At 53.6% G+C, this 14,516-nt stretch carries 12 protein-coding genes; 2 read left to right on the forward strand and 10 right to left on the reverse strand.

The window, feature by feature from the left end:
* The first annotated feature begins 57 nt into the window (after window positions 1-57).
* Complete coding sequence (locus GOV88_RS11550; RefSeq protein ID WP_217358920.1) at window positions 58-471, forward strand: hypothetical protein; 414 nt, start codon at window positions 58-60, stop codon at window positions 469-471.
* A 471-nt stretch (window positions 472-942) separates the two neighbouring features.
* On the opposite strand, the gene GOV88_RS11555 is transcribed toward GOV88_RS11550, so the two are convergent.
* The 9 genes from GOV88_RS11555 to GOV88_RS11595 all read right to left on the reverse strand — a co-directional run bounded on the left by GOV88_RS11555 (window position 943) and on the right by GOV88_RS11595 (window position 12,706).
* Window positions 943-2,199: a response regulator gene (locus GOV88_RS11555; protein ID WP_171240536.1), complete on the reverse strand. Its 1,257-nt coding sequence runs from the start codon at window positions 2,197-2,199 to the stop codon at window positions 943-945.
* Window positions 2,196-2,582, reverse strand: a complete 387-nt coding sequence (locus tag GOV88_RS11560; RefSeq protein WP_171100742.1) for a response regulator — start codon at window positions 2,580-2,582, stop codon at window positions 2,196-2,198. Before GOV88_RS11560 ends, GOV88_RS11555 begins: the two co-directional genes overlap by 4 nt.
* A complete protein-coding gene (locus tag GOV88_RS11565; RefSeq protein ID WP_171240537.1) occupies window positions 2,579-6,163 on the reverse strand; it encodes a PAS-domain containing protein in 3,585 nt (1,194 codons plus the stop codon). Before GOV88_RS11565 ends, GOV88_RS11560 begins: the two co-directional genes overlap by 4 nt.
* Window positions 6,164-6,597: 434 nt before the next feature.
* On the reverse strand, window positions 6,598-7,731 hold the full coding sequence (locus tag GOV88_RS11570; protein WP_171240538.1) for a Gfo/Idh/MocA family protein: 1,134 nt from the start codon (window positions 7,729-7,731) through the stop codon (window positions 6,598-6,600).
* A gap of 11 nt (window positions 7,732-7,742) precedes the next feature.
* The gene (locus tag GOV88_RS11575; RefSeq protein ID WP_170387240.1) at window positions 7,743-8,483 is read right to left on the reverse strand and encodes a sugar phosphate isomerase/epimerase; all 741 of its coding nucleotides are present in this window, start codon (window positions 8,481-8,483) and stop codon (window positions 7,743-7,745) included.
* A 52-nt stretch (window positions 8,484-8,535) separates the two neighbouring features.
* Complete coding sequence (locus tag GOV88_RS11580) at window positions 8,536-9,612, reverse strand: ABC transporter ATP-binding protein (RefSeq protein ID WP_171240539.1); 1,077 nt, start codon at window positions 9,610-9,612, stop codon at window positions 8,536-8,538.
* Window positions 9,613-9,618: 6 nt separating this feature from the next.
* On the reverse strand, window positions 9,619-10,524 hold the full coding sequence (locus GOV88_RS11585; protein ID WP_170387236.1) for a carbohydrate ABC transporter permease: 906 nt from the start codon (window positions 10,522-10,524) through the stop codon (window positions 9,619-9,621).
* A complete protein-coding gene (locus GOV88_RS11590) occupies window positions 10,517-11,410 on the reverse strand; it encodes a carbohydrate ABC transporter permease (RefSeq protein WP_170387234.1) in 894 nt (297 codons plus the stop codon). Before GOV88_RS11590 ends, GOV88_RS11585 begins: the two co-directional genes overlap by 8 nt.
* Window positions 11,411-11,479: 69 nt before the next feature.
* The gene (locus tag GOV88_RS11595; RefSeq protein WP_170387233.1) at window positions 11,480-12,706 is read right to left on the reverse strand and encodes an ABC transporter substrate-binding protein; all 1,227 of its coding nucleotides are present in this window, start codon (window positions 12,704-12,706) and stop codon (window positions 11,480-11,482) included.
* A gap of 170 nt (window positions 12,707-12,876) precedes the next feature.
* On the opposite strand from GOV88_RS11595, the gene GOV88_RS11600 reads away from it, so the two are divergent.
* Window positions 12,877-13,938: a LacI family transcriptional regulator gene (locus GOV88_RS11600; protein WP_170387231.1), complete on the forward strand. Its 1,062-nt coding sequence runs from the start codon at window positions 12,877-12,879 to the stop codon at window positions 13,936-13,938.
* A gap of 184 nt (window positions 13,939-14,122) precedes the next feature.
* On the opposite strand, the gene GOV88_RS11605 is transcribed toward GOV88_RS11600, so the two are convergent.
* Entirely contained in the window at window positions 14,123-14,476 is a 354-nt protein-coding gene (locus tag GOV88_RS11605; RefSeq protein ID WP_010437910.1) for a putative quinol monooxygenase, read from the reverse strand.
* Window positions 14,477-14,516 lie beyond the last annotated feature (40 nt).

The following is a 14,516-nucleotide window of genomic DNA, read 5'->3' on the forward strand; positions in this document are numbered from 1 at the left end:
AAACCCTCTCTTATCAAATCGACCTAAAATGTCCCATTGGCGCTGACGTCAGACACGATGCTGCCCCTGGTTTTGATGTCCAAAAAACTGGCGCTGTTTGTCGATTTCAAATTGCTGGAATTTGGCGCACCCGTCGCGTTGGGTGGCTTTCTGGTTGCCGCCATGATCCTGACACCCGAAGCCCTCGCCGCGCTGGACGCTGCGCGGGCCAACAAACTGCAACGGGCCGTGAATATCTGTCTGGGGTCGGCTTTGGCAACCATTGGCCTAACAGTGCCCGCTGTGCTGATCGCGGCACATTTTGTTGGGCTTCCCATCGAACTTGGGCTCGGCGGCGCGGAAATCGTACTCCTGGCTCTGACAATAGGGATCAGCATCCTGACCTTTGTCGGAACCCGCACCAACGCGCTTCAGGGTGTCGTGCATCTGGCCGCCTTCATGACCTATGTGTTTCTGATATTCGACTCATGACCGTAGGTTTAAGTTGCGTTGGGTGAGCTCAAAAGGCAGCCCCTCACTGGCGGCATCTTGCACCAGACCGAGTTTATTGTCGCTAATTCGGACCTTCACTGCCCGACGCGTGAAGGTCCGCTTTGGGCCGTTTTCATACATCCCAACAAACTGACTTATCGGCAGCTTTGTCCGCAAAACAGACGCTCACGAAAATTCTGCGAATGACCACTTCGAGCCCAATGTTGTCGTTAATTAGAATTGTGCGCGAAGCTCCGCAGCGAAAGACTGTTAAGAGCCCGAAGTGGACATGCGCTGGTTAGTAAGCTGTGTGGTATTGCTCGTCTATGAAACGTCGCATAATCGCAGTTCTTGCCGCCGATATAGGCAACCCTTTTGTTATTGTTGGGTCGGGGTCGACCGGCTCGCGGCGAGTGTTGGGCAGCCTTATCATGGTTGTTTAGCGGTAATGACGTTGGGACAGGTTGGCGATCAACCCACTGCTTCAATGTCTACACCAGTTTCGCCGGCCAGCAATCGACCAAGGTGAAACAAGATCAAGGGGTCGTCTTCGCACTCGACCAAAAGCGCCGCAAAGGATTGGCGCGCTTTGGGGTCACTCGCCTCTAGCAGCTCATACGCCGCCTTGTAATCTCTCACTTGATCGCTGTCGACAAGCGCCTCTGACAAGGGTTCATAGCAGGTCACCGCTTGCGTTTTGCCTTTCAACAAGAGTCTTCCAATTGGGCGGCCAGAGAAGTTGTCGATCCCCTTGGCAACACTTTCCGAAGTGCAGATGCGCGTCCCTATCGTCTTGTTAGCCTGTTCCAGCCTTGCCGCAGTGTTCACAGCATCGCCATACGCTGTATAGTCGAAATAGCTCTTGCCGCCGAAATTGCCAATGATCGCACCGCCGCTGTTCACACCTATGCGCGTGTCTCCCAACGCGATGCCGCGATCCAGTAGTTTCTTCTGAAAACCTTGGGCAAATTCGTCGAGCGCCAAGGCGCAGGCCACCGCGTGCGCGGCATGTTCCGGGTCGTCAACTGGCGCACCGAATATTACTTGGATGGCGTCGCCTATGATTTTCATGACTGTTCCGCCGTGCGAAAAGATTGTTCGGGTCATGCCATCTAGGTATTCGTTGAGAATTTCGACGATCAGGTCGGAATCCGAGCTTTCTACCAGCTGAGTGAAATCGGCCAGATCAGTAAATAGAAAGGTTGCTACGCGGCGCTCGCCCTTGGCCTCTATTGCCTCTGGATCACGCGACAACGTCTCAACCACCGTAGGAGAGAAATACCGTGACAGCGTCAATCTCGCTTGCTCGGCATTATCACGGGCCGTGCGCAATTGGCGGAGCAACTCAAGGTGTTCCAGCGTCTTGGCAATGGTCCGGTCGAGATCTTCGAACTCGATCGGTTTGGTCACGAAATCGAAAGCCCCGCGGTTCATAGCCGCGCGGATATTGTTCATGTCGCCGTAGGCCGAAACCATAACAGTTTGCAGATCAGTTTCCATCTCGCTCAACCGCTCAAGCAAAGTGAGGCCATCCATCCTGGGCATGTTTATGTCGGAAAGGACGATATCTATTTTAGGGTTCTCTTCGAGAACTTCGAGGGCGTGTTTGCCGTCATGAGCAAACAATAGATCGAGTTCCCCTTTGCGTACGCGACGCCGAAACTTTTGCGAAATCAACGCTTCAAGGTCGGGCTCGTCATCGACAACAAGAATGCGTGGCGGCGTCACGTCGCATCTCCGACAAATCGTGAGAGCCGCTCTTTCAGTTCAACAAAATCGACGGGCTTGGTCAGGAACTGTTCCGCTCCCAGTTCCCGGACTTTCGCCTCGGTCGCTGCATCACCATAGGCGGTGATCATCATAACCGGTAATTCAGGCCAGCGAGCGCGCAGTTCCTGCAAAAGCTCGATTCCTGACATGCCGGGCATGTTGATGTCCGAAAGCACCAACATTACTTCTTCTTTCGAATGACTTATTGCGTCCAAGGCGGACTCGCCAGACCCGGCAAACCCAAAACTGTAGACTCCTCTTCGTATCTCCCGCCGAAAATTTTGTCGAATCAGGTCCTGTGCGTCGGGTTCGTCATCTACCATCAGAATTTGTCCTGTCATGCTAGGTCCCCCTGAGAATGGACCGGGACCGAAACGACAAAAATTGTGTGATCCCCTGGCTTACTGTCCACAGTCAAAGTTCCACCATGCTGCTTGACGATGGTATCATAGCTCAACGAAAGGCCGAGCCCTGTGCCTTCACCCGCGGGTTTTGTGGTGTAAAACGGTAGAAAAATTTTCTCCCTCATTTCTTCTGGAATGCCCGTACCATTATCGCGAATAGTGACGTTGACGCGGTCACCATTGGCTCGCGTCGATAGCCAGATCGTCGGTGAAAAGTCATCTTCTTCCGCGTCTTTACGTTTGTTGGCCGCATACATGCCGTTGCTGATGAGATTAAGAAAAACACGCATCAAATCCTGCGGATAGCAATCGATTTGGCCAACGTCGGGATCAATGTCGGCTCGTATTTCGACATTGAAACTGGAATCCTCCGCCCGAGCACCGTGATAGGCAAGGTTCAGCGCTTCTTCTGCGATCGAGTTTAGTGCAACACGTTGCAACTCGCTTGGCCCCTCACGGGAATGCAGAAGCATGTTTTTAACGATGCTGTCAGCACGTTGACCGTGTTGGTTTATCTTGCCTAAGTTGCCGCGTACTGTCTGCCATAGGTCCTTAGCTTCCTCGCGATCCTCTTCCTCCAGAGCCGCGATCGGGTGTTCTAATATCTCGTGTAATTCTTCCAACAACTCACCAGACAATTTGGCAAAGTTATTGACGAAATTCAGCGGGTTCTTGATCTCGTGGGCAATGCCGGCAGTAAGTTGGCCTAGGCTGGCCATCTTCTCGGACTGGATGAGCCGTTCTTGGGCTTGCCGCAGATCGTTGAGGGCTTGTTCAGCCGCATCACGCGCGTTGGAAATCTCCGCCTCACGCCGTTTTAGTTCGGTGATATCGAAATAGGTCAGCATGCGACCGCCATCCGGCAGGTCCACGCATTGGAAACTCAAAGTCATGCCATCAGCCCGACACAACTCGCCCGGTGGCATGTTTCCTGCCCGTATTGCCTCGACCCGCATGGACAGCCAGTCATCCCAGTCCTTCGGCGCGACATCATAGACTCCTGTGCCCTTGTTGTACTCTATCAGCTCCTGCATAGTTGGTCGCTGGTCGATGAATTTCTGATCGATGTTCCAAATTCGTGCAAATGCCCGATTTATTATACGCGCACGTAAATCCGGTCCCATGAACAGAATTCCATAGTCGACGTGATCGATGACCGCGTTAAATTCTGCCAGTGCCGCTTTCAGTGCTTCGTCAGCGAGTTTGCGGTCCGTAATGTCAGTGTAAGTTGCAACTAGGCCGCCACCTTGGATAGGGTTGCCGATAATCTCAATCACCGTACCATCAGGACGAATACGCTCAAATTTGTGCGGTAAGAATTTTGCGGCCAGTTCCACCCGCTCGCGCACTTGGGTATCAATGTCGCCCGGCCCATATTCCCCTCGTTCAGCATTGAACCGAAATGCCTCTTCCATTGTGAATCCGGGGCGAAAGCGTTCGCGAGGAAACTCCATGAGGTCGAGGAATTTCGAATTCAACGCAATTGTGCGCAGCTCTTTATCCACCAGCGTAATCCCCTGGCCCATGTTCTCCATTGTTAACTCGAGGATCGCTGATTGTTGTTCGATCTCCAGCTGTTTGGTCTTCAGTTCGGTAATGTCGGTATAGATCGAGACGATGCCACCATCCGAAGTGCGATGATCCGTAATCTGCAGCCAGTACCCGGCGACTAGCTGTTCGCGTGGTTCGCCCGAGGCTTTCTTGCGTTTTTCGGCAATTCTCTCAAGATACCCTTCTACTTCTCCTTCGGAAAGTGGAAATAGGCCGCGCTTGATGCCGGCACCGATGATCTCTTCGAATTTCACGCCGGGTACGACCTTGTCGGCGAGTTCGCTCATGTAGGTGCGGTAGCGCTCATTACATACAACTAGCCGATCCTCGGCATCCCACAATGCAAAACCAGACGATATCGCTTCAATTGCGTCCTCAAACCGCTGCCGTGCGGCCTGCGCATCTGCCTCCCTGCGTTTGAACTCGGTTATGTCGTTGTAAACCATGATGCGGCCACCATCAGGCAGGCGACGTTCGTTGAGCATGATCCACACACCGTTGCCCAACTCTAGTTCCCAGTTCGCCTTTGGCTTCTCCCAAGCGACGCGGCGGGCAGCGATCCAACCGTCAACGCCGTCTGGATGTTCGGTAAACATCCCAAGCTCATAGCCGTTGCGGATCATGTCGAAGAATTCGCGGCCCTCATAAATTAGGTTGCTCAAATCGGCGCCGCCAGCGGCGTCGCTGAAGATCTGGACGTAGCGGTCGTTGAATAACTCGACGCGATTTTCAGGTCCCACCAAAAGCAAACCATCGGCGATCGTTTCAATTGCTCCGAGTAGCCGACCTTCAATTCGGGCAATTCGTTCCCGTGCATCCCGGATTTCAGTTATGTCGCGCACGGCACCGACAAGCCGAACGACCCGGCCTTCGGCGTTTCGCACACCAACGCCTCGGTCGTGAACCCAACGGTAACCGCCATCACGCGCCCTCTGCCGGTAGTCACATTCAACGGCATCAGTCCCGCCCTTGAAATGGTTAACGATTGCCTTGACATAAGCGTCGTAATCATCCGGATGGATCTGCTCGGCCCATCGTGTCGAAGACGAATTGGCCTCGTCCAAACTGAGTAGATCGTTCAGGTCAGCAGAGACAAACAGAACATCGTTGGTCACGTCCCAATCATAAATTCCATCGCTGGTAGCTTGAGTGACCAACTGGTATCTTTCCTCACTTGCGGCAAGGGCTGCATCCCGTTCAATCTTGGGTGTAATGTCCCGAATTGCGGCCACCATACGCGTCGCGTAGCCGTTAGTATCGCGAATCGAGGTGCCGTGATCCGATACCCAGCGCCACTTTCCGCTGGCTACTTTGAGTCGGTACTCACATTCCCATCGTTTCTTCTTGCCGGATATATGCGCCTCCAACGCTGACAAGTAAGAGGGCAAATCGTCGGGATGAATAATGTCTTGCCATACCCACGTTCTCTCTCCCCTAGGACCGGTCTCAAGCCCTAGGAAAGTCTCAAGTCGTGGGGACGCATAAAACTGGTCGTCGGTAATGTGCCAATCGTAGATTGCCTCTTCCGCAGCGTCTGAAACAAGCGCGTAGCGCTCCTCACTTTCTCGCAATGCTCTTTCTGCTTTTCGTTCGGCGGTGCGGTCCTGATAGGTGACCATCGTTCCTCCAGAGGCCGTTCTGCGATAGCTGATCGCTAGAATCTGCCCGTCTGCCATCTCATGCTCGAGCGCGCGCTCACCAGAGGCACCAATCTCATTCATTCGATCGGCCACTAGCCGATCAGTTTTGCCCGCGCCAAAATCTCCGCGTTCGGCGTTGAAATGCAGCAAATCTTCTAGACTAACACCACGGCGGCAGAGCTCTTGTGGGTAGCGTCGCATCTCGCGAAATGCGGGGTTGCAGTAAACCAGTCGGAGTGCGTCATCGAATATGCCGACACCAACATCCAGAAGCGCTATACCTTCTTCGTACCTGTCTGCTTGGCTTTTCTGGTCAGCGCCATTCATATCGCGTTCCCCCCCTGGAGAAGAATGACTGAGTCAAAGAGTTGAGTCAAAAAATCAACCGTAGAAGCTTGGTTTTAGAGAACACGAGCTATTGTAGAAAGTTCCTGCAATTCAAAGGGTAACGTAGCTTGCCGCTCCAGAGCTTGCCAAGCCGACCAACCCGTTCCACCAGCCTTTAGGTCACGTGCGTTAGATACGACATCCCCGTAAAGTCCGCTTTGTCCGCATAGCAGTCATTCATGACAAGTGCAGCGTATGACCGCTTTGAGCCCGAAGCAGCCCGTTCAAAGTGTCGCGAGAAGCGCACTACGGACAAAGGGCCAAACAAGTAAATCAACACTCAGCGGAAAGCTTCCACAATCGTAGGGACTAGCACCTGATGGTCGGCGCGCGGGAAGCTGCTGACTTTGCGTCTATCGCGCAAATTGTGGTTTTCACCGCATTAGTTGGACTGCTTGTTCGGGGCCAAGCCAAGATGGTTGGTCGCAGGTCGTTGTCATGGATGCCCAGCCGCGATCCTGCGCTGAGGCCAAAATGCTGGTCATGACTTCAACAACATGGGTCGCCATCTCAAGGCTGCACCGGTGTGGACGGTTTTCCTGAATAGCCTGAGCCATTTCCGCGAGGCCTGCGCAACGATAGTTGGCACGGTGCACCCCGGATCCATCCGAACCATTTGCTACAGAAAATGGATGATTGTTGTCTGGTACTTGTGTGATTTCGCCCTGCGCCATTGACATCAACACCTCGCCACCAAAAAAATTTGGGTCCGGAATGAACAAAGAGCCGCTGGTGCCGTATAACTCCATATTGTCGTGGCGATGCGCCCAGACGTCCCAACTTGCCCCAAATGTGATCAAAGCGCCGTTTTCGAACTCCAGGAGCGCGTGAACGTTTGTTGGGATCTCGACCGGAACCATTTCACCCAATCGTGGTCCATTGCCGATCTCGCGTTCAGCAAAGCTTGCCGAAGCCATGGCCGTCACGGCTTTAACCGGGCCAATCAACTGCACAAGATTGGAGATGTAGTAAGGGCCGAGGTCGAGGATTGGGCCGCCGCCTGGTTGAAAAAAGAAGTCCGGGTTCGGGTGCCAGGACTCCATTCCATGCGACATGACATGGCATGTGCCGCCGATGATCTCGCCCACCTCGCCGCTGTCGATTGCCGCACGGGCCGCCTGATGGGCACCGCCCAGGAAAGTGTCCGGCGCTGATCCGATCCGCAGATTTCGTTCTTGCGCCATTTTCCGCAGTGTTTCAGCTTCCTCAAGGGTCAATACAAACGGTTTTTCCGAATAGGCGTGCTTGCCATTTTCGAGGATCGACGTTGTGACACTGAAATGCGCGGCTGGAATCGTGAGATTGAGGATGATGTCGATATCGTCGGCTGCCAGCAGACCTTCGACCGTATCCGCGCGGACGCCGAACTCTTGAGCCCGGTCCTGCGCGGTTTCCATGTTCAGGTCCGCGACTGCCCGGATTTCAATATAGTTGAACAAAGGCGCAAGATTCAGATAGGCGGTCGAGATGTTGCCGCACCCGATTATTCCGACACCATATACCTGCATCGCGTTCTTCCTCAGAATGATTGAACAGTTGCGAGTGACCGTTGAGCCATCCGCTTGTGATCATTGGGATTATCGTGCTCGATCACGTAACGTCGCACGAGAGCAGCATCCATCGCCCGCTTGATCGCAGGCCAGTCCATCGTGCCATAGCCAACATCTGCCCAGCCGTCTTCGTCCGCGTTTTCTCCTACCGGAGCGATGTCCTTCACGTGCACTGCGACCAGCCGTCCTGAGTATTTTTCAATCCATTGGACTGGGTCCTCGCCGCTGAATTTTACCCAAGCGAGATCAAGTTCGATCTGGATATCCTCTGAGGCCGCGGCAATCAGATCTAGAGGTGTCTGACCGTCGACGGGCACCATTTCGAAGTCGTGGTTGTGCCAGGCAAAGCCAAGACCTGCGTTCAAGACAGGTTTGCTAGCAGAAACAAGACGCTCGCCAAATTCCTTCCACCCCTGCGCCGAGGATGGACGATTTTCGGGTGCCACAAACGGGATGACAATTGTTTGAATGCCGATTTTTTTTGCAACGTCGATCACACGATCAGGGTCGGTTTCGACCAAATCCAAGGCAAAATGTGCCGTCGGCATGGTCAGGCCATAGGCGTCGAGCAGGGATTTTGTCTTTTCAACATCATCAAAGTATGGACCGAAACCTTCGACCTCATTGATCCCCAGATCCGCGAGCATGGCAAAGGTTTCCTCCACGTCCCAGTTGCGCGAAGAATAAAGCTGATAGGAGATGGCAGGCATAACTCAATCCTTTGATTGTCTGACTGTTTCAATGATGGCGGACGCTTTTGGCTCACAGCCGCAGTTCGGATTTGGTGTCGAAGAGCGAGGCCTTTGATAGATCGAGCCCGAGCTGCAGTTTTTCGCCCACCGCGATCTTGGCCTGCCCATCCATACGGACGCGGAACGGGCTACCGGCAATTTCGCAGTCGACGAGTGTATCTGATCCTGTAGGCTCGATAAGGCTGACCGAAACATCTGTCTGGAAAGGGGCTTTGCCGACCAGTTCGCCGGTGATGACGTGTTCGGGACGGATCCCCAAAGTCGCAGGACCTGTCGCCGGGCCAGCGGAGAATTCGTACCCCGATAGTGGGATCGAAAGGTTGCCCGTTTCAAAAGCGCCGTCTTTGACGTGGCCTTCCAGAAAGTTCATTGACGGTGATCCAATGAAGTCAGCCACGTATTTGTTTACAGGGCGACCATAGATTTCTTCCGGTGATGCCAGTTGCATGATCTGACCGCCGCGCATAATCGCAATACGATCCGCAAGCGTCATGGCTTCGATTTGGTCGTGGGTTACGTAGATCATCGTATTTCCAAGGTTCTGGTGCAAACGCTTGATCTCGACACGCAGGTCCGCGCGCAATTTGGCATCCAGATTCGACAGCGGCTCATCGAACAAAAAAACGTCGACGTCCCGCACCAATGCGCGCCCTATGGCAACTCTTTGACGCTGGCCTCCCGACAGAGCGGCCGGTTTGCGTTTAAGCAAGGATTCGATTTGCAGGATCTCTGCTGCACGTTTGATGCGGGCTGCTATTTCGGCTTTAGGCAGCTTGGCGTTTTTCAGACCAAATGACAGGTTTCCCTCGACCGTCATTTGAGGATAGAGCGCATAGGATTGAAAAACCATGCCGATACCGCGCTCGGAAGGTTCCGCCCATGTCACGTTCTCGTCGTTGATAAAGAGCTGACCTGCGGTCACGTCAAGCAGGCCGGCGATACAGTTTAACAGCGTGGATTTTCCGCAACCGGACGAGCCGAGAAGCACTAGAAACTCGCCTTTGCCGATTTCCAGATTGAGGTTTTGCAGCACTTTGACCGAACCGAACGCCAGATCAAGATTTTTGATTTCAACTGAGTTGCTCATGAGGGTTTACCCTTTGACAGCGCCGGCCGCGATACCGCGGACGAAGAGTTTGCCGGAGACAAAATAGATGGTCAGCGGAACAAGGCCTGTAATTATGGTCGCGGCCATATTGACGTTGTATTCCTTCACGCCTTGCGTGGAATTGACGATGTTATTGAGTTGTACCGTCATCGGGTAAGTATCCGGGCCGGTGTAGACTACGCCAAACAGGAAGTCATTCCAGATGCCTGTGACCTGCAGGATCACGGCGACGGTGAAAATGGGCACAGACATCGGCAGCATGATGCGAAAGTAGATGCGCCAGAACCCAGCACCATCGACGCGAGCGGCTTTGAACAACTCTTCCGGCAACGAGGTAAAGTAGTTGCGGAACAGCAGGGTCAGAATGGGCATGCCAAAGATCGTGTGGACAATGACCAACCCGGTGAGTGATCCATAAAGACCGACTTCTCGCAACATGATGACGATCGGATAGAGCATCACCTGATAGGGAATGAAGGCGCCAAATATCAGGATGGTGAAGAATGCGTTTGCACCTTTGAAACGCCAGTTCGCCAAGGCATACCCGTTCACCGATGCGACGACGATCGAAATTAGGACTGAAGGGATCGTTATTCTGACTGAATTCCAGAAGCCGACCTTCAAGCCTTCACAATTCAAGCCCGTACAGGCTTCGGACCAAGCCTTGACCCAGGGCTCGAATGTGACTTCGAGCGGCGGGGCAAAAATGTTCCCGACGCGTATTTCCGGCATTCCCTTCAGTGACGTGACGACCATGATGTAGAGGGGCAGCGCGTAGTAGAGTGCAGCGACGAGCAAGGTACCATAGAGAAAGATGTTTCTCCGCGAAAGCATCTTGGTGGGTTTGGGCCCCTGCGGCCCCTCGAGCGTCGTAGACATGACATCAACCATGTTTCTTCCCTCCTCCGAACTCGAGGATGGCCCAAGGGATGACGACAAGGGCCACTGTGAGCAGCATCATGGTCGAGGCAGCGAAGCCCTGACCAAGGTTGCTGGCGCCAAACATCATGTCGTAGACGTATTTGGCGGGAACTTCGGTGGCGATACCGGGGCCGCCGCTGGTTTGCGCGACGATCAAGTCATATAGCTTGACGATGCCGGTTACTGTCAGAACCAATGTCGTTATAAACACCGGGCGCATCATGGGAATGACGATGAACAGATAAGTTTTCCATGCGGGAATGCCGTCCACGCGTGCGGCTTTCCAGACATCCTGATCTATCCCGCGCAATCCAGCGAGCATGAGGACCATAACCAGCCCGCTGCCTTGCCAGAGCCCGGCAATCAGGACACCGAATATGGCGATTTCCGGGTTGTAAAGCGGGTCGAATTCGAAGCTTTGCCACCCCATTCCCCTGACGATGGCTTCGATGCCGAATTCAGGGTTCAGTATCCATTGCCAAACCAACCCTGTGACGACAAAACTCAGGGCATAGGGGTAAAGGATGACGGTGCGGATGGTGTTTTCAAAACGTATTTTCTGATCGATCAGCGCCGCGAGGATGAACCCGATCACGAACACCAGAGCGAGCATACAAAAGCCATAAATTGCAAGATTCTCGATCGCAACCAGCCACTTTTTCGTACCCCAGAGGCGGTCGTATTGATCAAGGCCAACCCAATTCAGCCGCGGCAGCAATCCCGAACTGGTGAAGCTGTAAACCACTGTCCAGGCTGTCCCACCAACGAACACAAACAGAGCGGTAACGATCATGGGGATCGAGGCTATTTTTGCGTTCAGGTTGCGGAACAGTTGGTTTGGGCGTTGCGAAGCCATCTGCTCCCCCTCCCTTCAACTGTTGGTGTCGGATTGCGGGCAAGTGAGCCCGCAATCCACTGTCAGTATTTATTCAGCCCGACCGATGATCTTGACGAATTCTTTCTGCGCATCTTCGGGTGTCATCGACGCATCCGCAAAGAACTCTGTGAACAGCGTTTTCAGCTGATCGTTGGTGTCTGGCGTGATCAACTGGTTCACGTCGGGCAACAGCGCGCCCGCCTTGAGCAAATCGAGGCCTTTCGCCATGCAGTCATTGGCCGCGTCCAGGTTTACGTCACCGCGCACAGGGAGCGACCCCTTCTTGAGGTTGAAGGCCACTTGCGTTTCGGGATCGAGCATCAGTTTAGCCAGCTCGGTTTGCGCGGCGATCTGGGCTTCGTCCGAGAGAACAGGGAAGTAGAATGCATCTCCGCCTGTTGAAAGACGCGGATTCATGCCCAGCCCAGGAAGGCAACTGTAATCCTCGCCAGCGGTAACGTTTGCGACTGCCATTTCACCCTGCGCCCAATCCCCCATGATCTGGCCACCGGCTTCGCCTTTGATGACCAGCGCAGTCGCGTCGTTCCAATTCTGAACCGTTGAGTTGGCGGCCATTGACCGCGCATCGGCAGCAGCTTTGAAGACGCTGGCGACTTCGGCACCACCAGCAACATCCGTATTCTTGTCACCGTATACGCTGTTATAAACTTCACTTGGCAAGAGGCTTGCGATCAGAACACTGAACGCACCGGCCTGCTGCCAGCCCTGCTGACCCATGGCCATGGGGATCTTGCCCGCGGCTTCGAGCGCGGAGGCCGAGCCTACGAATTCAGTCCAATTTGTCGGGATAGGAACACCTGCATCTTCGTATGCCTTGTGGCTGACCCAGAGCCACTGCCAGGAGTGAATGTTGACAGGCGCGCAGTAGATGCGGCCATCAACAGTGCAGGAAGCCAGTAGAGAAGGCGGGTTTACCAGATCCGTCCAGCCTTCTGCTTCGGCAATGTCGGTGATGTCACGGAGCAGGCCCGCTTCGATCAGCTCTTCAGCCTGCCTGCCATGATTGAACTGAAACGCGCCCATCGGATCTCCGCCAACAATACGGCTTATCATGACCGGCCTTGCGTTGTCGCCGCCCGCGATGGCTGCATCGACCCAGGTGTTGCCTGTTGCGTTGAACGCGTTCGCGATTTCCTTGACCGCCTCGGCCTCACCGCCCGACGTCCACCAATGCATCACTTCCAATTCAGTTGCCGACGCGCTTGTCGCCACAACAAGCGCTGTTGCCGAGAGCAGATATTTTATCCGCTTCATGTCATCCTCCCTTACTATAACGTTATAGTAAAAATCTATATCGTTACAGAAATGCCTTGCAAGCATTTTTTTTGACTCGCTATAAATCCATCTGAGTACTGCCGAAGCCGGTCGCGATGGAAGTACACATCTTGCGCAAGTTGCCAACTATTGGTGAACGGAGAGGGTCGATGAAGAAAACGGTGGCCGAAGTCAGGCAATTAAGTACTGAAGAGTTGGTCTCTCAAGTTCTGCCGGGAGAGCGACCGACGCAGAAAACCATTTCGCGCATCAGTGGCTTAGCGGTGGCCACAGTTTCGCGCGCGTTGGGCGATGCACCGGACATAGGACAAGAGACAAAACAGCTTGTTCGCCACGTTGCGGATGCCATCGGCTACGTTCCGAACCGCGCTGGAGTGCGTCTAAGAACCGGACGTACAAATGTTATTTCACTTGTTGTTCCCGCCGAGGGCGACGTCATCAACAACACTTCAAGATTGACCAGTTCGATTGCGCAGGAACTGCGTGGCACAAGGTTTCATCTCAACGTGCTGCCTTGGTTCCCCGACGAAGATTCGCTGCGGCCCATCGAGTATATCGTCAAGACACGCTCTGCTGATGCCGTCATCTTCAACATGACCGAACCCGAAGACCGGCGCGTCGAATACCTGCTTAAGCACAACTTCCCTTTTGCAACGCATGGACGGACAAAATGGTGCGAGCGGCACGCCTACTACGACTATGACAACAGCGCTTTCATGCGTGTGGCGATCAATCGTTTGGCTGCAAGAGGTCGGGAAAACATCCATGCGATCCTGCCACCGCTAAATCAGAACTATTCGCAAGATATGAAGCGCGGGCTGGAAGAAGCCTGCAGCAGGTTAGGCTTGAGTTACCGCATCGCTCAAAACGTTGACAGCGATCAGTCCTCAGACCAGCTCCGGCACTGGATAAAACACAGGCTACAGAACTCGTCGGAAGTTGACGCAATCGTCAGTTCGTCGTCTAAAACAGCGATTGCGGCAATCGTTGCGATTGAACAGATGGGGCGCAAGCTCGGCGAGGATATCGACGTGTATTCCAAAGAAGTAATCCCCGTCCTGAAAATGTTTCGTGAGAATATTGTCGTCGAGTTCGAGGATGTCAGTGACGCTGGCCGGTTTCTAGCCAAAGCCGTTTTGCAGTTGTTACTGGAACCCGAGAAAAAGCCCATGCAGCACCTCGAAATTCCCGTTGACCGAATGCGACATTGAGTGAAACCCTCTGTTGCCGCGACGCAGAGCTCCAGAGAAGCACCGCAGTCGCCAAGCGACTGCTTTGTCCGCAGAGCGGTCATTGAGACGGAGCGCAGCGAACGACCGCTCTGAGCCCAAAGCGGACAAGCACCAAATCTCATAATTTTCTCGTACCGGTGGTAGTTTCAAACGTCGGTCAATTTTACCATAGTAGCAGGCTTGCTTTTTGCGCCTCGAAACCTTTTGGCGTCGGAAAAAGCGAGCGCATCCTAGCAACAAGTTCGATCTCTCCATCCAGCATCTTTCGGACAGTGTTTAACCAGTTATTGAAGGTTTCAGATTCCCAATGATCCTGGACTGCGGCTTCGTTCCGGAACACTTCGTAGAAATAGAAACGATTTGGGTTTGTTTCATCCACCATAATATGAAACTGGAAAACTTCGGGTTCTTCACTGACAACATTTTGCGCTTGGAAGATGCTGGCGTCCAAAAAGGGTTGCCGATACTCAGGTTTTACGTTGATCACGAAGAACCCACCAAACATTGCATCGTCCATATTTGTCTCCCTCATTGACCTGAAAGCGGCGAAGGTCGCA

This window comes from Ruegeria sp. HKCCA5491, from assembly GCF_013034565.1.
GTDB lineage: Bacteria > Pseudomonadota > Alphaproteobacteria > Rhodobacterales > Rhodobacteraceae > Ruegeria.

Bases quoted from the DNA above. Each gene is read 5' to 3' on its own strand.
- GOV88_RS11550 (WP_217358920.1), top strand. From the start codon at position 58: ATGCTGCCCCTGGTTTTGATGTCCAAAAAACTGGCGCTGTTTGTCGAT.
- GOV88_RS11560 (WP_171100742.1), bottom strand. From the start codon at position 2,582: ATGACAGGACAAATTCTGATGGTAGATGACGAACCCGACGCACAGGAC.
- GOV88_RS11565 (WP_171240537.1), bottom strand. From the start codon at position 6,163: ATGAATGGCGCTGACCAGAAAAGCCAAGCAGACAGGTACGAAGAAGGT.
- GOV88_RS11570 (WP_171240538.1), bottom strand. From the start codon at position 7,731: ATGCAGGTATATGGTGTCGGAATAATCGGGTGCGGCAACATCTCGACC.
- GOV88_RS11575 (WP_170387240.1), bottom strand. From the start codon at position 8,483: ATGCCTGCCATCTCCTATCAGCTTTATTCTTCGCGCAACTGGGACGTG.
- GOV88_RS11580 (WP_171240539.1), bottom strand. From the start codon at position 9,612: ATGAGCAACTCAGTTGAAATCAAAAATCTTGATCTGGCGTTCGGTTCG.
- GOV88_RS11585 (WP_170387236.1), bottom strand. From the start codon at position 10,524: ATGGTTGATGTCATGTCTACGACGCTCGAGGGGCCGCAGGGGCCCAAA.
- GOV88_RS11590 (WP_170387234.1), bottom strand. From the start codon at position 11,410: ATGGCTTCGCAACGCCCAAACCAACTGTTCCGCAACCTGAACGCAAAA.
- GOV88_RS11595 (WP_170387233.1), bottom strand. From the start codon at position 12,706: ATGAAGCGGATAAAATATCTGCTCTCGGCAACAGCGCTTGTTGTGGCG.
- GOV88_RS11600 (WP_170387231.1), top strand. From the start codon at position 12,877: ATGAAGAAAACGGTGGCCGAAGTCAGGCAATTAAGTACTGAAGAGTTG.
- GOV88_RS11605 (WP_010437910.1), bottom strand. From the start codon at position 14,476: ATGGACGATGCAATGTTTGGTGGGTTCTTCGTGATCAACGTAAAACCT.